The sequence below is a fragment of the Pseudomonas citrullilanati genome, from assembly GCF_030580855.1.
GTDB classification, from domain to species: Bacteria; Pseudomonadota; Gammaproteobacteria; order Pseudomonadales; family Pseudomonadaceae; genus Aquipseudomonas; species Aquipseudomonas citrulli.
The window spans coordinates 44,728-67,258 of record NZ_JAUQOP010000003.1 but is presented as its reverse complement, the minus strand read 5'-3'; the positions used below and the strand labels follow the sequence as shown (position 1 = coordinate 67,258).

Here is a 22,531-nt window from a genome sequence, read left to right as displayed (position 1 = left end):
CCCCCAATCCCCTGTGGGAGCGAGCCTGTGGTTCGTCGATCCAGGGTTGAACCGCCGGGCGCTCGCACCTGTTTTGTGATCTATAGTTTTTGCAGTCAATCGTTTTGCCCGAACGCCGCAAGGAACACCCCGGTACAACGCAGGGAGCGCATGATGTCGTTTCAACGGCCAGATGGACTGAGGTTGGCCTCCGGTATCGCCAGGTCCGCGGACACGGTTTCCCACGCCCTGAACCGCGTGTTTCGGCGCGGGCTCGGCCATGTCAAGGAAGCCTATGTGCTTTTCCCGCTGCTGGCGGTTTTCCTGTTGTTGGCCATCTGGCTGACGACGCTGTACCTCATCAGCAGCGAACTGGCCCGGGCGCGGCATAACGCGGCGGCGGTCAGCCTGGAAACCAGCGCGACCTATGAAGCCCAGATGCTGCGCGCGGTCCACGAAATCGACCAGACCCTCAAGCTGGTCAAGTACACCTACGAGGCGGAAGGCCAGCGCAACCCGCTGCCCAGGCTGAAGGAGCGGGCGTTGTTGCCGCCTTCGCTGTTGTTCGACGTGAGCGTGATCGATGCCAATGCCGGGCTGGTGGCCAGCACCCGGGCCAACGAGACGGAAGGGGGCGACGATGCGCAAGACCTGCGCACGTTGCGGCACAACGATGCGCTGTTGATCAGCCGCCCCTGGCAGAACCCGCTCAACGGCGAATGGCGCTTGCGTTTCAGTCGTCGTCTCAACGCCACCGATGGCGGGTTTGCCGGGGTCGCCAGGGTCGAGGTCGACGCGACCTATTTCGTCAGCAGCTACGATGCGTCGAAACTCGGCGAGCAGGGCGTCTTCGGGTTGCTCGGCACCGATGGCGTGTTCCGGGTGCGGCGCACCGGGGAGACCGTGCAAGCCGGTGACACGGTGGATTACGCGGCGCTGGTGCCGGACACCGAGGACACCCAGGCGCTGTTGCTGACCAACGACTGGGACGGCGTGCGCCGCTACACCAGCGCCCGCCAGCTCTACGACTTGCCGCTGGCGGTGATCGTCGGGCTGTCCGAGGAAGAGCAACTGGCGGCCGTCACCCAGCAAGCCCATACCTATGTGTGGCGGGCCGCCGCCGGAAGCCTGATGTTGATGTGCCTGGTGGCGTTGTTGAGCCGCATGAGCTGGCAACTGGCACAGAGTCGCCTGCGCACCGCCGAAGCCCAGACCCAGTTGGTCGCCGTCGCCCGCCAGGCCGGCATGGCCGAGATCGCCACCAACGTGCTGCACAACGTGGGCAATGTCCTCAACAGCGTGAACGTCTCCGCCGAAGTGCTGACGCAAAAGCTGCGCGGCAGCAAGGCCCAGGGCCTGGGCAAGGCGATGCAACTGATGAACCAGCACACCGACGACCTGGGCCATTTCATCTCCCAGGACGAAAAGGGCAAGTTGCTGCCCGGCTACCTGAACCAGGTGGTGGAAGCCTTGGCGGTCGAGCAGAAAAGCATGGCCGAAGAGCTGGAGCAATTGACCAAGAGCATCGACCACATCAAGGAGGTCGTGGCGGCCCAGCAATCGTATTCAGGCGCCTCCAGACTGTGCGAGACCGTGCAGGTCCAGCCATTGATCGAGGATGCGTTGCGCATGAACGCCGGCGTCCTCACGGCCCGGCGGGTCACGGTGCAGAAGGCGTTCTCCGGCTTGCCCGCGGTGGCGCTGGACAAGCATCGGGTGCTGATGATCCTGGTCAACCTGATCAAGAACGCCGCCAACGCGATGGTCGACATGGCCGATCGCACCCCGGTGATTACCCTGCAAGGCGAATTGACCGGGGAACAGGTCCTGGTCATCCGGGTCATCGATAACGGCGAGGGGATCGCCGAAGACAACTTGACGCGCATCTTTGCCCACGGCTTTACCACGCGCAAGGATGGCCACGGCTTCGGCCTGCACAGTTGCGTGCTGGCCGCGATGGAGATGGGCGGGGCATTGAAGGTCCAGAGTGCCGGGCCAGGGCAGGGCGCCACCTTCATCCTGGAACTGCCGACCCAGCCTGCGGCCCCGGCCAGCCGGGCGTGAGCCGGGCAAGTGGTGGTTTGTCGACTACAATTTCGTTCGTGGCATCACCGAATGCCTACTGACCCAACGTTACAAGGATTAGAACGCATGGTGGCAGTCCTTCCAGGCAATTGCGCAGTCGATACGGTTTCACGTTCCAGGGGGCCAGAGCGGCTGGATGACAGTGTCCTCGCGACACGGTCGCGCTGATCCATGATCGCGCCTCGACTCAACCCCCTGGCGTTGGCCGTGATAGCGCTGTATGCCTGCGGCGCGGACGCCGCCGACCAGGGCCCGACCTTTTCCGTGAGCAGTTTCGGCACGGTGGGGATGGTTCATTCCAACGAGAAAAACGCCGACTACACCTCCAGTATCTACAAGCCCAATGGCACCGGGCATACCCGGGACTGGAGCGCCGATGTCGACAGCCTGATCGGCGCCCAGGTGACGGCCCGTTTCAACCCGCAGCTCTCGGCGGTGGTGCAGGTCATTTCCGAGCAGCGCTACGACAACAGCTACCGGCCTTCCCTGGAGTGGGCGAACTTCAAGTACCAGGTCACGCCGGACTTCAGCCTGCGCATCGGCCGCACGGTGCAGCCGGCCTTCCTGTTTTCCGACACTCGCAAGGTCGGCTATACGCTGCCCTGGGTGCGGCCGCCAGGGGAGGTCTACAGCATGATTCCGGTGACCAGCACCGATGGGATGGACCTCAGTTACCGGCTGCACATCGGGGACGTCGCCAACACGGTGCAGGGCAACGTGGGCCAGAGCACGGTGAAGATGCCCCATGGCACCGGTGAAACCCGCGCGCGGGGGTCGTGGGGCGTTTCCAACCTGACCGAATACGGCGCCTTGACCACCCGTCTCACCTTCCAGCAGACGCACCTGACCTATGAGCCGTTCAACCCCCTGTTCGACGATTTCCGGCAATTTGGCGAACAGGGCAACGACATTGCCGATCGCTACGACACCAAGGGCAAGCACTTCAATTTCGTTGGCGTAGGCGCCATCTACGACCCGGGCGACTGGTTCGTCATGGGGGAATGGGGGCATTTCAAGAGCCACGCGGTGTTTGGCGAAATGAGCGCCTGGTACATCAGCGGCGGCTACAGGATCAACGCCTTCACGCCCTATGTCACTTATGCCCGTTCCAGGACCGTGAGCGAAACGTCCACCGAGGGCCTGGACACCTCGAGCCTGCCGCCGGAGCTGGCAGGGCCGGCGGGTGAACTCAACGGCGCGCTCAACGGCATCCTTGGCTCGGGCAGCCGCCAACGGACCCTGTCCCTGGGCGTGCGCTGGGATTTCTCGAAAAACATGGACGCCAAGCTGCAGTACGACCACACGCGCCTTGGCAACAAAGCAACCGGGCCATTGACCAACTTCCAGCCGGACTTCGAGCCCGGCGGCTCGTTCAGCCTGCTCAGCATCGCCATGGACTTCGTTTTCTGATGGGGCCGATGAAGCGTTTTCTCATGCACAGCGGGTGTGCGCTGGTGCTGTCCGCCGGCAGCACGCTCGCGCTGGCCGACGTGGTGGTGGTCGTCGCCAGCGCCAGCCCGGTGAAGACGCTGGCGAGCACCCAGGTGGCGAATATCTTCCTGGGCAAGACCAATCGTTTTCCCGATGGCGGTTCGGCGACGCCGGTCGACCTGCCGGAAGGTTCGCCGATCCGCGATGAGTTCTATACCCGCTTCACCGGCAAGTCCGCCGCCCAGCTCAAGGCGCACTGGTCGAAAATCATCTTCACCGGCCGGGGCCAGCCGCCGGAAGCCCTCGCCAGCAGCGCGGAGGTGAAGAAGTACCTGGCCGATCATCCCGATAGCATCGGCTACATCGATGCCCGTGAAGTGGACGACAGCGTGCGGGTGGTGCCCTCGGATTCGCCGTGAAGGCTATGGCCGGGGCGTCTGCGCGTGCAGCAAGGCCTGGAACTCTGCGGCGGGCACCGGCTTGTTGAAATAGAACCCCTGGAATTCGTCGCAGGCGTTGTCCCGCAGGAAGTCGGCTTGTTCCTTGGTCTCCACGCCCTGGGCGACCACCGTCAGGCTGAGGCTGCGGCCCATGGTGATGATGGCCTCGGTCAGGGCGCGATCCTCTGACACCCGGGCCACGTCCCGGATGAACGAGCGATCGATCTTGATGGAGTCGAGCGGGAATTGCTGCAGGGCCGACAGGGACGAGTAGCCGATGCCGAAATCGTCGATGGCGATGCGGATGCCCAGCTTCTTCAACCCGGTCAGGACCTGGAGGGCGCTCTTGACGTCCTGCATGAGCAAGCTCTCGGCGATTTCCAGTTCCAGCAGGCTGGCGTCCATGCCCGTGTCGGCCAGGACCGTGGCAAGGTCGGTCAACAAGTGCTCGTCGAAGAACTGCCGGGCCGTCAGGTTCACCGCGACGCACAGCCGCGCCAACCCTTGCTGTTGCCAGGCGACGTTTTGCAGGCAGGCCGTACGGAGCACCCATTGGCCGATGGGCACGATCAAGCCTGTTTCTTCGGCCACCGGGATGAACTGCATGGGGGCCACCAGGCCCAGGTCGGGGTGTTCCCAGCGCAACAGCGCTTCCATGCCGGTGATCTGGCCGCTGCGGATGTCGCGCTTGGCCTGGTAGTGAAGCCGGAACTCGTCCCGTTCCAACGCGTGGCGCAAACCCAGCTCCAGGGTCTGCCGCTCCAGGGACTCCGCGTTCAATCGCTCGGAGTAGAACTGGAAGGTGTTCTTGCCCTGTTGCTTGGCCTGGTACATGGCGATGTCGGCGTTCTTCTTCAGGGTCTGCTCGTCCAGGCCATCGCGGGAATACAGGCTGATGCCGATGCTGGCGGTCACGCGAAACTCTTGTCCCTGCAGGTTGAAGGGCCTGGCGATCGCGCCGAGGATTTTCTGGGCGGTGGCCGCCACGTACTTTTCTTCCGACCACTGCGGCAGCAGGATCACGAACTCATCGCCACCCAGGCGGGCGACGATGTCGCTCTCGCGCAGGCACGCCTTGAGGCGGTTGGCGACTTCTTGCAGCAGTTGGTCGCCGGCATCGTGGCCGAGGGTGTCGTTGATCAGCTTGAAACGGTCGAGGTCGAGGAACAGCACGGCCATCTGTCGTTGGTAACGGCTGGCTTCATGGATGTTCTGGGTCAACAGTTTGCTGAACAGGCTGCGGTTCGGCAGCGCGGTGAGCCCGTCGTGGTAGGCCAGGTATTCGACGCGTTCGGCGTAGGCGACCTTGGCTTCGGCGGCCTGCAGGCGGCTCTGCGCCAGCTGCCAGCTCATCCGGCTCAGCAGGCCCACCAGGCAGACCAGCAGCAGGCTGCCACCGGCGGCGCGGCGCAAATAGACATGGGCCTGGCGGGTCACGGCGCCCAGTTGTTCCTCTTCGGACAGCCCGACGATGACCGCCAGGGGGAAGTCGTACAGCTGGCGGGCACTGGTGTAGCGGCGCACGCCGTCCCAACGGTTGGTCAGCAGCAGCGGCTGGGTGTCCTCGGTGTCGGGCACCAGCGCCGCGTAGTCGACCGCATCGCCGGCCTGCACGGCGTCGCCGGTGCGCCGGACCCGGAACACGCCATCGGTGCCCAGCAGCCCCAGCACGCCCTGGGCGCCGAGTTTCGACGGGTCGTAGCTGCTGGCGAAATAGGCCGCGTCCACCTCGACCCTGGCCAGGCCCGAGAGCGTGCCTTGCGGCCCGTCGAGGCGCCGGCTGAAGCGCAATCGCCACTCGCCAGTGAGCGGGTCTTTCCACGGCAGGCTGACCAGCAGCGTGTCGTTGTGCCGCAGCGTGCGCAGTTCTTCAGGATCGTTGCCAGAGCGGGTGTCGTTGGCGCGGGTGCTGGCGACCAGCCGGGCGTTGGCGTCCACCACGCTGACGTCGAACAACAACGGCGGCGGCAACAGCGCTCGCTCCTTGAGTCCGGCGAGCGGGTTGTGTTCGCCTTCCGCCTCGTAGGCGTACTTGACGAGCTTGAGGGTCTGGTCGATCTCACGCACCGCGCGCAGCATCTGCGCTTCATAGGTGGCGCTGATCTCCAGGCTCAGCGCCGCGGCATTGCGCTGGGCGCGGGTGTGTTCGACGCGGATGAGGTAGAAGGTGGCGGACCAGAGCGCGATCAACAGGAGCAGCGCCAGCAGCGGGAGCAGGATGTAGGCTTCCCGGAGGTGGCCGAGGCCCTGTCGAAACAACTGGCGAGCGGGGCGGGGCGCGGCATCGCCGGAGGTGGCGACGCCAGGAGCCTGCCTCAGCCCACTCGTCCGTTGGATCGACATGATGTGCTCCGTGCGTCGTACCGGCATTCCAGGTTAGCGAACACCCGCCAGGAGGACGGATGGTGCAAGCGCCCGATTGCGTCCATGCGAACAGGTTTATCAAAACGGGTTCGCAGGAAACTATAGACCAAAAAATGCCGTTGGCCGGTACGCCGCAACGTCGATGGCGACCGGATCATCGCCGTCGCGAATTCAACGCCGCCCCGTTCGCGTACTCACATCCACCCACACCGCCAGCACCAAAATGCTGCCCTTGACGATCATCTGCCAGTAGCTGTCGACGTCGAGCATCGACATGCCGTTGTCCAGGCTGGTGATGACCAGCGCACCAAGAAGGGCGCCGTAGACGGTGCCGGAACCGCCGCGCATGGAGGTGCCGCCGATGAAGCAGGCGGCGATGGCGTCGAGTTCGCCCATGTTGCCGGCCGAGGGCGAGCCTGCGGCCAGGCGTGCGGTGTTGACCATGCCGGCCAGGGCGCACATCACGCCCATGATGCCGAAGATCCACAGCTTCACCGCTTGCACGTTGATGCCCGACAGCCGCGTGGCTTCCATGTTGCTGCCCACCGAGTACACCCGCCGGCCGAACACGGTCTGGCTGGTGACGTAGCTGAACACGCCGAGCAGCGCCAGCAGGAGCAGCACCGGGACCGGGATGCCGTCGTAGCTGTTGAGGGTATAGACGAACCCGGCCAGCACTGCGCCGATCAGCACCACGCGCAATACGTCACGCACCAGGGCGTGGGCCGCCAGGCCATGGAGGGCGCGGTTGCGCCGTTGTTTCCAGGTCAGGAACAGGGTCAGGACGAACAGCAACACCCCCAGCCCGGTCCCCACGGTGTGCGGCAAGTAACCCTGGCCGACGTAGACCAGCTCCGGCGACACCGGGGCGATGGTGGTGCCGCCGGTGACCCCCAGCAGGATCCCGCGAAACGCGAGCATGCCGCCCAGGCCGACGATGAACGAGGGGATGCGCAGGTAGGCGGTCATGTAGCCGTTGCCCAGGCCGATCACCAGGCCGCACAAGGCGACCAGGCTCAGGTTCGCCAGCAGCGGGATGTGATAGACCACGTCGAGGATCGCCGCCAGCCCGCCCAGCAGCCCCAGCAGTGAGCCCACCGACAGGTCGATCTCGCCACTGATGATCACCAGCACCATGCCGCAGGCCAGGATCCCGGTGATGGACATCTGCCGCAGCAGGTTGGAGAGGTTGCGCGGGGTCACGAACCCGCCCTCCGTCTGCCAACTGAAGAATAGCCAGATGATCGCCACGGCGATCATCAGGGCGAGCATCTTGTAGCGGGAGAAGAGTTGTTTGACCTGATTCATCTACGCGGACTTCCGATCATTATTGTTATGGCTGAGCGCGGCGGCGAGCACTTGTTCCTGGGTCAGTTGCTGGTTGATGAAATCGCCGCGCAACTGGCCTTCGCCGATCACCAGGACGCGGTCGGACACCCCCAGCACCTCGGCCAGTTCCGACGACACCATGATGATCGACACGCCGTCGGCCGCCAGCGCGCCCATCAGCTTGTAGATCTCGTACTTGGCGCCGACGTCCACGCCGCGGGTGGGTTCATCCAGAATCAACACCCGGGGCTGGGCCAGGAGCATCTTTGCCAGCACGGCTTTTTGCTGGTTGCCGCCCGACAGGCTGGTGATCGGCAGGAACGGGCTCGCGGTCTTGAGGTGCATGCGCGCGATTTCCTTGTCGATGCTGCCCAGTTCGGCCTCGGCGTCGATGCGGGTCATCTTCGAGTAGTTTTCCAGCACCGCCAGGGTGATGTTCTGGCCCACGCCCAGGTCCGGGATGATGCCTTGGCGCTTGCGGTCTTCGGGGACCATGCACAGGCCGGCGCGGATCGCCTTGAGCGGGGTGCGCGTGTCGATCGGCTGGCCGTCGAGCCAGACTTCGCCTTCATGGCGGCCGGGGTAGGCGCCGAACAGCGCTGACACCAGCTCGGTGCGCCCGGCGCCGACCAGGCCGGCGATGCCGAGGATTTCCCCCCGCTTGAGCACGAAGGAGATGTCGTCGACCCGTTTGCGCCTGGGGTTGTCGATGTCGTAGCAGGTGATGTGGCGCGCCTCGAAAATCACCTCGCCCACTGCATGGGGTTCGGTGGGGTAGAGGTTGCTCATTTCCCGTCCGACCATCTGGGTGATGATCTTCGGGATGTCCATGTCGGCCATGGCGGTCGTGGCGATGTGCTTGCCGTCGCGGATCACCGAGATGGTGTCGCACACGGCGGCCACTTCGTCGAGCTTGTGGGAGATATAGACGCAGGCGACGCCCTTGGCCTTGAGGTCGCGGATGATGTCCAGCAGCACCTCGATTTCCGAGCGGGTCAGGGCCGAGGAGGGTTCGTCGAGGATCAGCAGGCGCGCCTGCTTGTTCAGCGCCTTGGCGATTTCCACCAGTTGCTGGTAGCCGCCGCCATATTGGGACACGGGCAGCGAGACGTTCATGTCCGGCACCTTGAGCTCGCGCATCAGGGCTTCGGCGCGGTGGATCATGGCCGGGTAGTTCATGCGCCCGCCGGGCAATGTCAGCTCGTGGCCCATGAAGATGTTCTCGGCCACCGACAGGTCGGGGACCAGGGTCAGCTCCTGGTGGATGATGACGATCCCGGCCGCTTCGGTGTCGCTGATGGACTGGGCCTTGAGCGGCTGGCCGTCCCAGAGGATTTCACCCTCCCAGGTGCCATGGGGATAGACCGCCGACAGGACCTTCATCAGCGTGGATTTGCCCGCGCCGTTCTCGCCGCACAGGCCGACGCATTCACCGGCACGGACCTTGATATCGATGCCGTTCAGGGCCTTCACACCGCCAAAGGTCTTGACGATGCCGTTCATTTGCAGCAGGTAGTCGGACATGGCAAGGACTCATGAAAAATGGGCTCCAGGCAAACCGCGCAACCTGTGGGAGCGAGCTTGCTCGCGATAGCGGTGGTTCAGCTTGCATCGATAGTGGATGGGCTGCCGTCATCGCGAGCAAGCTCGCTCCCACAGGGAGGTGGCTTGGTGTCAGGTCACTGCCCGGCGATCTGCGCCTTGGTGTAGAAACCGTCCTTTTCCAGCAGGTCGATGTTGTCCTTGGTCAGCGGCGTCGGGGTGAGCAGGATGGTGTCGACTTTCTTGCTGCCGTTGTCGTACTGCGAGCTGTAGGTGGGTTTCTCGTTGCGCGCCAATTGCACCGAGAGCTTGGCGGCTTCGCTGGCGATCAGCTTGAGCGGCTTGTAGACGGTCATGGTCTGGGTGCCGTCGATCACCCGCTTGACCGCCGCCAGGTCGGCGTCCTGGCCCGAGATCGGTACCTTGCCGGCCATTTTCTGGGCCGCCAGGGCCTGGATCGCGCCGCCCGCGGTGGCGTCGTTGGACGCGACGATGGCGTCGATCTTGTTGCTGTTGCGGGTCAGGGCGTTCTCCACGATGCTCAGGGCTTCGGTGGGGTTCCATTCCTTCACCCACTGTTGGCCGACGATCTTGATATCGCCCTTGTCGATGGCCGGTTGCAGCACTTTCATCTGGCCTTCGCGCAGGACCTTGGCATTGTTGTCGGTCGGTGCGCCGCCGAGCAGGAAGTAATTGCCCTTGGGCGCCGCCTGCAGCACGCCGCTGGCCTGCATTTCGCCGACCTTTTCGTTATCGAAGGAAATGTAGGCGTCGATGTCGGCGTTGAGGATCAGCCGGTCATAGGACACCACCTTGATCCCGGCCTTCTTGGCTTCGGCGACGGCGTTGGTCAGCACGGTGGCGTTGAACGGCACGATGACGATCACGTCGACGCCCCGGGAGATGAGGTTCTCGATCTGCGAAATCTGTTTCTGTTCGTTGGCGTCGGCCGACTGGACGAAGACCTTGGCCTCGAGTTTTTCCGCCGCCGCGACGAAGTAGTCGCGGTCCCGTGACCAGCGTTCCAGGCGCAGGTCGTCGATGGAGAAACCGATCTTCGGGTGCGCCGCGTCGGCCATGACCGGGAGGGAGAGCAGGGCGAGGGCGCCGGCGAGCAACGTGCGTTTGAAGGTTTTCATGGTAGTGCGTCCTTTTATTGTTGTTTGAAAGACACGTCCTGACGATGAGCGTGATGCCGGTAAGACTGTAGAGCGTCGCGCGGCGTCGTGGGCGGAGATTTGTCGCGCAAATGTCACAGCCTTGTGGCGGACCTTTGGCTGCTGCGCAGCCCGCGCAAACCGGCGCCCTCACCACCGTTGTCAGGGATAGATGAACCGGTTGACGACGTTTTCCAGCATCTCCTGCCGGCCGCTGACCGCCTGCGGGTCCAGGCCGTTGGCGAAGGCATGCTCGGCCAGGGCCGCGAGGCTGTATTCGCCCGCCAGCACGGCCTGGCCGAATGGCTGTTGCCAGCCGGCGTAGCGTTGGTCCTTGAACTGTTGCAACTGGTCGTCCTGGACCATGGCGGCGGCGCGCTCCAGGGCCAGCGCTAGCACGTCCATGGCCGCGACATGGCCGTGGAACAGGTCGATATCGTCCACGCTCTGGCGTCGGACCTTGGAGTCGAAGTTGAACCCGCCATGGGTGAAGCCACCGGCCTTGAGGATCTCATAGGTGGCCAGGGTCATTTCCTCGACGCTGTTGGGGAACTGGTCGGTGTCCCAGCCGTTCTGCGGGTCGCCCCGGTTGGCATCGATGCTGCCGAAGATCCCCAGGGATGTCGCGGTGGCGATCTCGTGGTGGAAGCTGTGCCCGGCCAGGGTCGCGTGGTTGGCCTCGATGTTGACCTTGATCTCGCGCTCCAGGCCGAACTGCTGCAGGAAGCCGAACACTGTGGCGGTGTCATAGTCGTATTGGTGCTTGGTCGGCTCCTGGGGCTTGGGTTCGATCAGCAGGTCGCCCTTGAAGCCGATCCTGTGCTTGTGCTCGACCACCATGCGCATGAAGCGGCCGAGTTGCTCGCGCTCGCGCTTGAGGTCGGTGTTGAGCAGGGTTTCGTAGCCTTCACGGCCGCCCCACAGCACATAGTTGGCGCCCTTGAGTCGCAGGGTCGCGTTCATCGCGCTGAACACCTGGGCGGCGGCGCAGGCGAAGACTTCCGGGTCCGGGTTGCTCGCCGCGCCGGCGGCAAAGCGGGGGTTGCTGAAGCAGTTGGCGGTGCCCCACAGCAGCTTGATCCCGGTCTGTTCCTGGTGCCGTTCCAGGTGATCGACCATCTGCGCGAAATGGTTGCGGTAGTCGCGCAGCGACTGGCCTTCCGGCGCGACATCGGTGTCGTGGAAGCAGTAGTAGTCGATGCCCAGCTTGCTGAAGAACTCGAAGGCGGCTTCGGCCTTGCCGATGGCCAGTTCCATCGGGTCGCCGGCGCGCTGCCAGGGGCGCTTGAAGGTACCGGCACCGAACACGTCGGACCCCGGCCAGACGAAGGAATGCCAGTAGCAGACCGCCATGCGCAGGTGTTCGCGCATGGGTTTGCCGAGGATGACCTTGTCGGCGTCGTAATGGCGGAAGGCAAGGGGTGCGCCACTGGCGGTGCCCTCGTAGCGAATCTTGTCGACACCGGGGAAGTACGGCATGTGCAATGTCCTTTTTATTCTTGGCGGTGTCTCGATACTAGCGCCGCTCCCGGGCCTGCTGATTATGAAAATCACCAACGGCCCGTTCGATTTTGTATTGAGCTTGGGCCTTGGCCGGCCTAGTCTGTGTCCATCGGCCAAGGGTAAAAACAATGAAAACCGTCCCGCCCGTTCACCGCATCGCCCTGTTGTTCAACGGCAGCAAGATCTACGACCGCGGCATCATCAGCGGCATCGGCAATTACCTGAGCAGCACCCGTGCCTCCTGGGACCTGTTCCTCGAAGAGGACTTCCTCTGTCGCCTGAAAGGCATCGAGCGCTGGCAGGGCGACGGCATCATCGCCGACTTCGACGACCCGTTGATCGGCGAGGCGCTGGCCGGGATCAAGCTGCCCGTGGTGGCGGTGGGCGGTTCCTACCAGGATGCGCGGGCCTATCCGAAGGGCATTCCCTATGTCGCCACCGATAACGATGCGTTGATGGCGTTGGCCTATGGGCACTTGATCGAGGCGGGGCTGACGCGCTTTGCCTGTTTCAGCCTGCCCGAGTCGCAGGCCAATCGCTGGGCCCAGGAGCGGGAAAAAGCCTTCCGCCGGCTGGTGCAGCGCGATGGCTTGCCCGTCGAGATCTATCGCGGCATGGGCACCAGCGCGCCGCTCTGGGACAGTGCCGTCGAACAGCAGATCGCCTGGCTGCAAAGCCTGCCCAAACCCATCGGCATCATCGCCGTCAGCGACGCGCGCGCCCGGCAACTGCTGCAAGCCTGCCTGACCGCCGGGATCGCCGTCCCCGAACAGGTCGCGTTGATCGGCATCGACAACGACCCGCTGACCCGCAGCCTGACCCGGGTGCCATTGAGCTCGGTGATCCAGGGCACCGAAACCATGGGCCGGACCGCCGCGCGCCTGCTTCACCAGATGCTCCACGGCATGCCGTCCAGCGGCACGCAGATCCTGGTCCCGCCGGATGCGATCAACGTGCAGGTCTCCAGCCTGCACCAGCCGCTGGGCAATCCCTACGTCATGCAGGCGCTGCTGTTCATTCGCCAATACGCCTGCCAGGGCATCAAGACCGCCCAGGTGGCGGCTTATGTCGGCGTGTCGCGCTCATCCCTGGAATCACATTTTCGCAAGGTGCGCGGTTGCAGCGTTCATGACGAGATCCTGCGCTTCAAGCTCGCCGCGGCCGCCAGCGGCCTGGAAAACACCGATTCGCCGATTGCCGACATTGCCCAGAATTGCGGCTTCAAGTCGGCGCAGTACCTGCACACCGTGTTCCGGCGTGAATTCGGCTGTACGCCCCGGGAGTATCAGCAGGCTCAAGCGGCGGTGTGAGCGTCCTGCCGCCATCGCGAGCAGGCTCGCTCCCACCGGATCCACCACGCCCATCCCTGTGGGAGCGAGCCTGCTCGCGAAGGCCGCCCACTGCCCGCCGAGATACAAACCTCCCCTTTACCGATGTATCCCCGTGTATCCAGCCCCCACGCCGATACGAACTGTTGCGTTGCCGCCCGTTGGTGACACATCCGGGATACCCGCCAAGCCTTAAATGACCTGCGTCGAGACGGCAGGTGCCGTCTCATCGGCATCAGGCCCACCGCACCCGGCTGGAACCCCCCGCGGGACATCGCGCCGGTTTGCTCGGGCGTGCTTGAGCCGACCACTTGAAAGGAGATTCATCATGCTTGCCCCCTTCATTTTCAACTGGCAGCGCTACCGGGTGACGGCCGGCGCCCTCAGTGCGCTCGGCCTTGCCTTGCTCGCCGCCAGCGCCGACGCGACAGCCGCACAGGGCCCCGGCGCCAACACCGAGCAGGCCGGGTCGGAGGCCGTCCGCCCTTACCGTATCCATGTCGATGAAGCCAAGTTGACCGAGCTGCGCCAACGCATTGCCGCCACGCGCTGGCCGGACAAGGAAACCGTCACCGACACCACCCAGGGCGTGCAACTGGCCCAGGTGCAGGCACTGGTCAAGTACTGGGGCGACGGCTACGACTGGCGCAAGGCCGAGGCCAGGCTCAACGCGTTGCCGGAGTTCGTCACCACCATCGATGGCGTCGACATCCAGTTCATCCACGTGCGCTCGCGCCATCCCAATGCGATGCCGCTGATCCTCACCCATGGCTGGCCAGGTTCGCAGTTCGAGTTCCTCAAGGCCATCGGCCCGCTGACCGATCCGACCGCCTATGGCGGTCGCGCCGAAGATGCCTTCGATGTGGTGATACCGTCGATTCCCGGCCATGGCTTTTCCGGCAAGCCGACCGAACTGGGCTGGGGGCCGGATCGGGTGGCGAAGGCCTGGGATGTGCTGATGAAGCGGTTGGGCTACAGCCACTACGTGTCCCAGGGGGGCGATCACGGCTCGGTGATTTCCGACGCACTGGGGCGCCTGGCGCCGCCCGGATTGCTGGGGATCCACCTGAACATGCCGGCCACCGTGCCACCGGAGTTGGTCAAGCCGATCAACAGCGGCGATCCGGCCCCGGCCGGGCTGAGCGAACCGGAACGCACCGCCTACCGCTCACTGAGCACGTTCTTCGGTCGCAATGCCGCCTACGGCGCGATGATGGTGACCCGGCCGCAGACCATCGGCTACCTGCTGGCCGACTCACCCACCGGGACGGCGGCCTGGATGTACGAGAAGTTCGCGGCCTGGACCGACAGTGCCGGTCAGCCTGAAAGGGTGCTCAGCCGCGATGAAATGCTCGACGACATCAGCTTGTATTGGTTGACCGACAGCGGCGCCTCGTCTTCGCGGTTCTACTGGGAGAACAACAACAATAACTTCAGCGCCGCCGCGCAGAAGACCACGGACATCAAGGTCCCGGTGGCGATCACCGTGTTCCCGCAGGAGATCTACCGCGCACCGAAGACCTGGGCCCAGCGTGCCTATCCATCGCTGTCCTACTTCAACGAGGTCGCCAAGGGCGGTCATTTCGCTGCCTGGGAACAGCCTCGGTTGTTCAGCGAGGAGTTGCGCGAAGCGTTCCGGCCGCTGCGCACATCGACGCAGTAACCCCGGGCGGTGCGCCAGTGATGGTTCCCGCGAGGCGCAACGATCACTGGCGCAACGTTCGAAAGAACGCCCTGATGTCCTGTGCCAGCAACTGCGGTTGTTCCAGGGCGGCAAAGTGACCGCCCCGGGGCATCGCGCTCCAGTGGGTCACGTTGTAGCCACGCTGCACCCAGCTTCGTGGCGGCATGGGCAGTTCCTTGGGAAACACCGCGACCCCGACCGGGGGCGTGACCCGTTCACCGCTGTTGAACAGCAGCGGGCGCTGGCTGCCCTCCACATACGGGCGAAACGACGAGCCGATACAGTTTGTCAGCCAGTAAAGCGTCGCATTGGTCAGCAGCCATTCACGCTCGATGGCGGGACGGTGGTCGGCGCCGGTGTCGCACCACGCCAGGACCTTTTCGCCCATCCACGCCAGCAGCCCGGCCGGTGAATCATTCAGGCCCACCGCCAGGCTCTGCGGCTTGGTGCGTTGGATGTGCGCATAGGCGCCTTCGGCCTCGCCAAATTGTGCGGCGCGTTGCAGGAAAAGGCTTTCCTCTTCCGTCTGGGGCGCAGCGGTTTCGTCCAGGGGAGGGCGATAGGATCCGGGGATGTAGTTGAGGTGAATGCCGGTGACCTGATCAGGAAAGCGCAGGCCCAGCCAGGTCGATACGCCGGCGCCCAAGTCCCCGCCTTGCGCACCGAAGCGCTCATGGCCCAATCCATTCATGAGTGTTCGCCATAGTCCGGCGACCTCATAAGGCCCTTTGCCCGCTTGTTGGAACGGCGCGGAAAAGGTGTAGCCAGGCAACGAGGGCACCACGACGTGGAACGCATCGGCCGGATCGCCGCCGTGGCTGGCCGGGTCCGCCAACAGGGCGATGATGCGCTGCATCTCGATGAACGATCCGGGCCAGCCATGGGTAAGGACCAGCGGCATGGGATCCGGTCCGACACCCCGCTGATAGATGAAATGGACCCGTTGGCCCTCGATCTCGGCGACGAACTGCGGCAGGCGGTTGAGCTCCGCTTCCCGGGCGCGCCAATCGAACGCGGTCGACCAATGCTCGATCAGGCCGCGAAGCACGTCCATGTCCATGCCTTCGCGCCAACCTTGATCGGGCAGGGGCTCGGCCAGGCGGGTGTTGCGCAATCGATACCGCAGGTCGTCGAGGGCGCTGTCGGGGAAATCGATGGAGAACGGTTCGATGTGCATGGTCGATCAGGGTGTCCCTGTAGGGCGGATGGGCAGTCCGTTGGGCTGGGCCATAGGGATACTACGCGTTACCGCCTGGCCTGGGGAGAAGTCAGGGCTGGGCTGTCAGCGGGTCCTTATCCCCGTCGCGAAGTTTGACCTGTAAGCTGGCGGCCGACGATGCCCGAGAGCGTGACCCGATCCATGACGGATAACCCTTACACCCTGTACAAGCGCTTCCAGACCCCTGACCCGGGGCTTGGACCACGGGAGCAGGCGCCGATGCTCCCCCAGGAACAGGCGCGGGCGCGTGAGCAGGCGAGCGTGCATCGCTTCAGCTGGTTCGAGGTGTTGACGGCCCCGCTGTGCCTTGGCCCAGTGATGGCGGGGGCGGCGTTGTTGCTCGGCCTGTGGCTCTGTCAGTCGCTGCTGGCCCCCGGGCTGGACATCGACCGGGCTATCGACCAGTGGTCTGGTCGGCTCGCGTTTGCCGCAGGGCTTTTCACGGCGGCCTGGGCACTGCGCAACTTCTGGCGTGACAGCCGCGATCCCACCCGGCGCTACTGGCAGTCCATGCCGGATCGAGGGATGGTCGAGCTCGAGCGGCACACCCTGGTCTGCGCTATCAGCCTGTGGTCCAACGACTACGACCCGGACTGCAATACGCTGATGCAATGGACCGACGGCAAGCTCGAATGTGTGCAGGACAGCGGTGTCGTGCAATGGGTCGTGGCCCGGACCGAAGCCGGTCACTGGCTAGTGCTCAAGGAGCAGTACCCCGGTCACTTCAGCTATGGCAAGGTCGGGGCAAAGCCGGCGCCCGACCGACAGATGCAGCCGTGCCAGCAGGTGGCGCTCGCCTTTGCCCCGGGCACCCAGCTGTGCCTGGGTCGACGCTTCAGTGGCGCGCCGATCCCGTTGCTGGACACGGCGTACTGGCTGGCTGCCGATGAGCTCAAGCGCCTGGCCGAGGCCGCGCATCACTGGCAGTTCTTCGCGCCGAGCCGCTACGCGGTGATCGACGACGAGGATGCTGGCTGGGTGCAGCGATTACTGACGAAGGCGCAGGCCAGCGGCACCACGCCGCAGTCTTCGACCCCAGGCGAAAACTGAGGGCGGGTGGCGGGCGCTACAGCCAGGTGTTCACCACTCGCCGGTCCAGTTCCTCCCAGTCCGCCATGCCCAGCACCCGTGTGGTGTTCAACCCGCGCAAATAACCACGCAACTGGTGGGCGGTGGCACGCACCAACTCCGGGTCGGCCGGATCTTTGTCCAGCAGTATCGTCTCGTACTGGACCAGGTAGTCGCTCACCCGGTCCCGGAAATCTGGCAGCACAGCGTCGCGGATCAGGTCAAACGTTCTCATGGACGGCCCTCATCGGTCTTTTCTCCCGTGTCGTTCGGTGCTTAGGGGGCGGCGCAGCGCGCAACTATTGTTAGAAGTAATAGTGACCATCACGAAACGCAAGTTCTGCTTTACCGACAATCCTTGGAAAATCAGCGCCATCGAACACGCCGTCCACTTTTTATTTCCAGGATTACCCCGATGCGCCGTTTATTTCTCCTGTCCATGGCGTTTGCCGCGTCCTTGCTCGCCGGGTGCGCCACCGCCCCGAACGACCCGACCCTGACCTTGCAGACCAGCAAGACACCGGCCCAATACGCCGAGTGCGTCGTGCCGAAATTGCAGGGCAGCTCGTTGAACCCGACGGTCTCCCAGACCCAGCGCAGCTACCGGATCGTGGTGCCGAGCAAGGTGTCGGCGGACAACGTGCTGGAAGCCTACAAGGCCGGCAATGGCGGCAAGGTCTTCATCTACGAGCGCCACCTGCTGGCCTCGAACCTGCTGCCGTCGAGTTTCGAACGCGCCGCCCAGGATTGCATCTGACTCATCGAATCGCTTCACCGTGCTCCTTTGGTTGGCCGCAACCAACCAATTCCCTTTGCCCCGCACCGTATCCGGTCGCGGGGCTTTTTTTTTTGGCTATTTCCAGGACGGGTTTGACGCCTGGCGCGGCAACCGGCATATTTTGCTCGTTTGTGATTATTGTTGCTCGTTTATGCAGGTTTATTGCCATGACATTCACCCATGAAACGTTTCCCGGCGAGCGCCAGCAATTGATCAGCGAGCGCCTGGCCCGCTACGGCCGGGTGATCGCGGCTGACCTGGCGAATGAATTCAATGTTTCCGAACACTCCATACGCCGTGACTTGGGTGCATTGGCGGCAGCGGGGGTGTGCAAGCGTGTCTATGGCGGTGCCATCGTGTTGCCCGCCGCCGAAAGGCCGATGGACGTGCGTGTGCGCCAGGATCCGGCGCGCAAGGGCAGCCTCGGCCAGGCCGCGGCTTCGTTGCTGCGCGCGGGCCAACACGTGTTCATCGACGCCGGCTCCACCAACCTGGCCATCGCCTGCGCCATCGACCCAGGGTTGCGACTGACCGTCGCGACCAATTCGCCGCTGATTGCGGTGGAGTTGATGAAGCTGCCTTGTGCCGAGGTCATCCTGCTGGGCGGGCGGGTGAACCCGGTGGCCGGCGGCGTGATCGGGGTGACGGCGGTGCAGCAGTTGCGCCAGTTCAGCTTCGACCTGTGCTTTCTCGGCGCCTGCGCCATTGACCCGGACAACGGTGTCACGGCGTTCGGCCTGGATGACGCTGAGTTCAAGCGTGCGGTGGCGGCGGCGAGCGGCCAGTTGGTGACCGCCGTCACCAATGAAAAACTCTCCAGCGTCGCCCATTACCAGGTGGCCTCCTGCGAGGAGGTGACTGCCCTGGTGGTGGAGCACGACGCGCCGCGTGAGCGGCTGGACCCGTTCTTCGGCCGGGTTTCCAACGTGGTGACGGCGACCGGTGCCCAGCGCTGAGTTTTACCGAAGCACTGGTGGCCCCATTGTCCATCGCGGTAATTAGGGCTAGTTTGCTGCCCCGGCATAAGTACAAAAAAATCAGGAGTCAGTGATGCAACCGATTCGTCTCGGTCTGGTGGGCTACGGCAAGATTGCCCAGGATCAACATGTTCCCGCTATCCTCGCCAACCCCGCATTCCAGTTGGTGTCCGTCGCCACGCAAGGGCAGCCTTGCGCCGGGGTCGAGAACTTCCGGTCCCTGGGCGAACTGCTCGCCAGCGGCCCGCAGGTCGATGCGATCGCTTTCTGCACGCCGCCCCAGGGGCGCTTCGCCCTGGTGCAAGAGGCCCTCGCAGCGGGCAAGCATGTCCTGGTGGAAAAACCCCCCTGCGCCACCCTGGGTGAAGCCATGGCGCTGGTGCAGCAGACCCGTGAACAGGGCGTCAGCGGCCTGTTCGCCTGGCACTCGCGTTACGCCCCCGGCATCGAGGCCGCTCGCCAATGGCTGGCCACCCGTACCCTGCAAAGCGTGCAGATCGACTGGAAGGAAGACGTGCGCAAGTGGCACCCCGGCCAGGCGTGGATCTGGCAACCCGGCGGCCTGGGGGTCTTCGACCCGGGCATCAATGCCTTGTCCATTGCGACCCATCTGTTGCCATTGCCGTTGTTCGTGGCATCCGCCGAGTTGCGCGTGCCGGACAACTGCCAGTCACCGATTGCCGCCAGCCTGAAGATGGCCGACGCGCGCCACCTCGATATTCGTGCGGAGTTCGATTTCGACCATGGCCATGACGAACTCTGGGGCATCGAGATTCGCTGCGCCGAGGGCGTCCTGCGCCTGGACAATGGCGGTGCGCTGCTGAGCATCGACGGCGTGCGCCAGGCCGTATCCGAAGAGGGCGAGTACGCGGCGGTGTACCGGCATTTCCAGCAGTTGATCGCAGACAAGGCCAGCGACATGGACCTGCAACCGCTGCGGCTGGTCGCGGACAGCTTTTTTGTCGGCAGTCGGAGGTTGGTGGCGCCGTTCTACGATTGACCACCGAACCCCCATCCCCCTGTGGGAGCGAGCCTGCTCGCGATAGCGGTGGGTCAGCTTGCATGGATGTCGCCTGTGCCGACGCCTTCGCGGGCAGGCCCGCTCCCACCGTGGTTCTGGGGTAATTTTGGGAATTGCGTCTGCCACCGAATTGCCTTGTGGGAGCGAGCTTGCTCGCGAAAGCGGTGGGTCAGTGGCGATGATGTTGGCTGGCCGGACGCCTTCGCGGGTAAGCCCGCTCCCACAGGGGGGCTGAGGTGATTTTGGGAATTGCGTCCGCCCACCCACTGCCCTTGTGGGAGCGAGCCTGCTCGCGAAAGCGGTGGGTCAGTGGCGATGAAGTTGGCTGACCGGACGCCTTCGCGGGCAAGCCCGCTCCCACAGGGGGGCTGGGGTGGTTTTGGGAATTGCGTCCGCCACCCAATGGCCCTGCGGCAGCCAGCGGTTTTTGGGTTAACGGCCTGCCTGTGGGTAGTGCTTGATTCTACAGGCATGGGAGTTGCCATCCCCCTTGCAGATCCCATCCAGGTAGCGGTAGTCGATGCGCATCGACTGTCCCTTTGCAGGCCATTGCCGGCGGGGCAATGTGGCTTGGTAGTCGGTGGTTTCAGGTATGAACCTGATCGTCGATCCTGGCGGCGGGCACTCCACCGTGGCCGACGCCGGGCTGGCCTTGGTGACTCGCGCTTGCAACTGCGGATAGGGATTTTTCAGCACCTCGACGATGTGCAGTTCCAGGCGGCAGATCTGCCAGGTGCCGGCTTGCGCCGAGGTGTACGGAATCGAGAGCGTCATCAGCGCCAGGGCGCAGGCTGCGGCCCGTTTGTTCAGGCTCATCGATCCGCCTCCGGACGTGTGAAATCACCAATACCTGGAAAAACGTGGGATATCATGGCGGCTACCACTGTGGCTGTAGGGAAGGAAAATGACACTCAGGGTGATGGTAATCGGTGGTTATGGAAACTTCGGCAGTATCGTTTGCAGGCATCTGGTCGTAGCGCCAGGCATCGACGTGGTGATCTCCGGGCGTGACCCGCACAAGTTACTGCGCAAGGCCGATGAGTTGAAAGCCCTATCGGGCAAGGCCTGCGAGCACTGGTGCGGCGATGCCATGGCGGCCGGGTTCAGCAGCGTCCTGGACGAGCGGGACATCCACCTGGTCATCCACACCGGCGGCCCTTTCCAGGGCCAATCCTATGGGATCGCGCAGAGTTGCATCAAGGCGGGCGTCCACTACTGCGACCTCTCGGACTGCCGGACCTTCGTCAACGGCATCGGCGTGCTCGATGCGCAGGCCAGGCAAGCCGGCGTCGCGATCCTCAGTGGCTGCAGTTCGGTGCCCTCGCTGTCGGCCGCCCTGATCGACGAGCATCGGTATCGCTTCAAGCGCATCGACTCGATCGAACACGGCATTTCCTCGTCGGCCAAGATGCCAGGCCTGTCGACCATCGAGGGTGTCCTCGCCTATGCGGGCAAGCCCATCAAGCAACTGCGTGACGGCCAGGTCCATGAGGTGCCGGGGTGGCAGGACCTCACGCTGCGCCGGATGCAGCCGTTGGGCACACGGCTCCTGTCGAACGTCGACGTGCCGGACATGGACATCTTCGCCCAGCGCTACGGCGCCCGGACCCTGCGTTTCAAGGCCGGCGCCGGGCTGAAGCTGGGCGGTGTCGCCAACGGCCTGCTGGCCCAGGCGATGAAGCTGGGCTGGGTGCGCGACCATCGTCCCTGGGCCGCGAGGCTGCATCGCTGGGGCACCTGGTTCGAACGCTTCGGCGATGGCAAGAGCGCGATGTACATCGATGTCCAGGGGCTCGGAGTCGACGGGCAACCGTTGTCCATGACCGTGCAACTGACCGCACTGAACGACAAGGGGCCGCAAATCCCCAGTTGCGCCGCCGTCGCCCTGGCCACCAAGATCGCCGGCGGCTATGTGCCCGAGCCGGGTGCCCGGCCGTGTGTCGGCGAGATCACGGTGGACGAATACATGGCCGCCATCAACGACCCGGTCAACTTGTCCATCTCCGTGCAACTGACCGAGGGGCCGCGCTGAGCCATGCTCTACCTGGGCCTGAAATACATCCACGTCATCGCCGCCATTTTCCTGTTCGGCTTTGGCATGGGTTCCTACCTTTACCTGATCGCCGCCAGCCGCACGGCCAATCCCCAAGTCATTGCCCATGTGGCCCGGACCGTGGTGCGGTACGACGCCTGGATCACCACGCCGGCCGGCTTCATCCAGATCGCCACGGGGTACTGGCTGGCGAGGCTCGCGGGACTTTCCCTGGCCACCGGTTGGGTGCTGGCGTCGCTGGTCATCTTCCTGTGCGTGGGGGCGCTCTGGCTGCCGGTGCTGGTGCTGCAGAAGCGCTTGCAGCGAATGGCGTCGAGCGCGGCGGACCGTGGGGAAGGGCTGGAAGGTGCCTATCGGCGGGTGTACCGGCAATGGTTCTGGATGGGCGTCCTGGGGTTTTGCGGGATGTTCGTGATCGTGTTGATGATGGTCACGAAGATGACGCCGGGGGAGTGGGCGGGATGGCTGCGGTAGATCCGGCTGGACTTCTGTCGACCCGGTCAGCGCTATCGCGAGCAGGCTCGCTCCCACCGGGCTTTCGGGTGAACTCGAATCTCCCGGCTTGTCCGGAAC

19 protein-coding genes are annotated in these 22,531 nt (G+C 64.3%); 11 read left to right on the top strand and 8 right to left on the bottom strand.

Going from position 1 to position 22,531, the window contains the following annotated elements:
• The first annotated feature begins 153 nt into the window (after positions 1–153).
• The 3 genes from Q6A48_RS03325 to Q6A48_RS03315 all read left to right on the top strand — a co-directional run bounded on the left by Q6A48_RS03325 (position 154) and on the right by Q6A48_RS03315 (position 3,914).
• Positions 154–2,043 (top strand): sensor histidine kinase, encoded by a 1,890-nt coding sequence (locus tag Q6A48_RS03325; protein WP_304551966.1) that lies wholly within the window; start codon positions 154–156, stop codon positions 2,041–2,043.
• Positions 2,044–2,235: 192 nt separating this feature from the next.
• A complete protein-coding gene (locus tag Q6A48_RS03320; protein WP_304551965.1) occupies positions 2,236–3,474 on the top strand; it encodes a porin in 1,239 nt (412 codons plus the stop codon).
• A gap of 8 nt (positions 3,475–3,482) precedes the next feature.
• The gene (locus Q6A48_RS03315) at positions 3,483–3,914 is read left to right on the top strand and encodes a type 2 periplasmic-binding domain-containing protein (protein WP_304551963.1); all 432 of its coding nucleotides are present in this window, start codon (positions 3,483–3,485) and stop codon (positions 3,912–3,914) included.
• A gap of 3 nt (positions 3,915–3,917) precedes the next feature.
• On the opposite strand, the gene Q6A48_RS03310 is transcribed toward Q6A48_RS03315, so the two are convergent.
• The 5 genes from Q6A48_RS03310 to xylA all read right to left on the bottom strand — a co-directional run bounded on the left by Q6A48_RS03310 (position 3,918) and on the right by xylA (position 11,806).
• Positions 3,918–6,278: a putative bifunctional diguanylate cyclase/phosphodiesterase gene (locus Q6A48_RS03310; protein ID WP_304551961.1), complete on the bottom strand. Its 2,361-nt coding sequence runs from the start codon at positions 6,276–6,278 to the stop codon at positions 3,918–3,920.
• A 192-nt stretch (positions 6,279–6,470) separates the two neighbouring features.
• Positions 6,471–7,607 carry a sugar ABC transporter permease gene (locus tag Q6A48_RS03305; protein WP_304551960.1) on the bottom strand — a complete coding sequence of 379 codons (1,137 nt, stop codon included), beginning with the start codon at positions 7,605–7,607 and terminating at the stop codon, positions 6,471–6,473.
• A complete protein-coding gene (gene xylG / locus Q6A48_RS03300) occupies positions 7,608–9,152 on the bottom strand; it encodes a D-xylose ABC transporter ATP-binding protein (protein ID WP_304551959.1) in 1,545 nt (514 codons plus the stop codon). It lies immediately after the preceding gene.
• Positions 9,153–9,307: 155 nt separating this feature from the next.
• The gene (gene xylF / locus Q6A48_RS03295; RefSeq protein ID WP_304551958.1) at positions 9,308–10,309 is read right to left on the bottom strand and encodes a D-xylose ABC transporter substrate-binding protein; all 1,002 of its coding nucleotides are present in this window, start codon (positions 10,307–10,309) and stop codon (positions 9,308–9,310) included.
• A gap of 180 nt (positions 10,310–10,489) precedes the next feature.
• Positions 10,490–11,806, bottom strand: coding sequence for a xylose isomerase (xylA, locus tag Q6A48_RS03290; protein WP_304551957.1), 1,317 nt, complete (start codon positions 11,804–11,806; stop codon positions 10,490–10,492).
• A gap of 152 nt (positions 11,807–11,958) precedes the next feature.
• On the opposite strand from xylA, the gene Q6A48_RS03285 reads away from it, so the two are divergent.
• Positions 11,959–13,140: a XylR family transcriptional regulator gene (locus tag Q6A48_RS03285; protein WP_304551956.1), complete on the top strand. Its 1,182-nt coding sequence runs from the start codon at positions 11,959–11,961 to the stop codon at positions 13,138–13,140.
• 346 nt (positions 13,141–13,486) lie between these two features.
• A complete protein-coding gene (locus Q6A48_RS03280) occupies positions 13,487–14,821 on the top strand; it encodes an epoxide hydrolase family protein (protein WP_304551955.1) in 1,335 nt (444 codons plus the stop codon).
• Positions 14,822–14,864: 43 nt separating this feature from the next.
• Here the strand turns inward: Q6A48_RS03280 and Q6A48_RS03275 are convergent, their stop codons facing one another.
• Positions 14,865–16,019 carry an epoxide hydrolase family protein gene (locus tag Q6A48_RS03275; RefSeq protein ID WP_304551953.1) on the bottom strand — a complete coding sequence of 385 codons (1,155 nt, stop codon included), beginning with the start codon at positions 16,017–16,019 and terminating at the stop codon, positions 14,865–14,867.
• 183 nt (positions 16,020–16,202) lie between these two features.
• Here Q6A48_RS03275 and Q6A48_RS03270 point away from each other — a divergent pair, with 183 nt between their 5' ends.
• Complete coding sequence (locus Q6A48_RS03270) at positions 16,203–17,111, top strand: hypothetical protein (RefSeq protein WP_304551951.1); 909 nt, start codon at positions 16,203–16,205, stop codon at positions 17,109–17,111.
• A 16-nt stretch (positions 17,112–17,127) separates the two neighbouring features.
• On the opposite strand, the gene Q6A48_RS03265 is transcribed toward Q6A48_RS03270, so the two are convergent.
• Entirely contained in the window at positions 17,128–17,364 is a 237-nt protein-coding gene (locus Q6A48_RS03265) for a hypothetical protein (protein ID WP_304551950.1), read from the bottom strand.
• Between the two features lie 180 nt (positions 17,365–17,544).
• Between Q6A48_RS03265 and Q6A48_RS03260 the strand changes: the two genes are divergently transcribed.
• The 3 genes from Q6A48_RS03260 to Q6A48_RS03250 all read left to right on the top strand — a co-directional run bounded on the left by Q6A48_RS03260 (position 17,545) and on the right by Q6A48_RS03250 (position 19,884).
• The gene (locus Q6A48_RS03260) at positions 17,545–17,886 is read left to right on the top strand and encodes a YajG family lipoprotein (RefSeq protein ID WP_304551948.1); all 342 of its coding nucleotides are present in this window, start codon (positions 17,545–17,547) and stop codon (positions 17,884–17,886) included.
• A 188-nt stretch (positions 17,887–18,074) separates the two neighbouring features.
• Positions 18,075–18,863, top strand: a complete 789-nt coding sequence (locus Q6A48_RS03255; protein WP_304551946.1) for a DeoR/GlpR family DNA-binding transcription regulator — start codon at positions 18,075–18,077, stop codon at positions 18,861–18,863.
• Positions 18,864–18,957: 94 nt separating this feature from the next.
• The gene (locus tag Q6A48_RS03250; protein ID WP_304551945.1) at positions 18,958–19,884 is read left to right on the top strand and encodes a Gfo/Idh/MocA family protein; all 927 of its coding nucleotides are present in this window, start codon (positions 18,958–18,960) and stop codon (positions 19,882–19,884) included.
• 453 nt (positions 19,885–20,337) lie between these two features.
• Here Q6A48_RS03250 and Q6A48_RS03245 read toward each other — a convergent pair whose 3' ends face one another.
• A complete protein-coding gene (locus tag Q6A48_RS03245) occupies positions 20,338–20,679 on the bottom strand; it encodes a hypothetical protein (protein WP_304552317.1) in 342 nt (113 codons plus the stop codon).
• Positions 20,680–20,809: 130 nt separating this feature from the next.
• On the opposite strand from Q6A48_RS03245, the gene Q6A48_RS03240 reads away from it, so the two are divergent.
• Positions 20,810–21,937 carry a saccharopine dehydrogenase family protein gene (locus Q6A48_RS03240; RefSeq protein ID WP_304551944.1) on the top strand — a complete coding sequence of 376 codons (1,128 nt, stop codon included), beginning with the start codon at positions 20,810–20,812 and terminating at the stop codon, positions 21,935–21,937.
• Positions 21,938–21,940: 3 nt separating this feature from the next.
• Positions 21,941–22,432 carry a DUF2269 family protein gene (locus Q6A48_RS03235; RefSeq protein ID WP_304551943.1) on the top strand — a complete coding sequence of 164 codons (492 nt, stop codon included), beginning with the start codon at positions 21,941–21,943 and terminating at the stop codon, positions 22,430–22,432.
• The last annotated feature ends 99 nt before the right edge of the window (positions 22,433–22,531 follow it).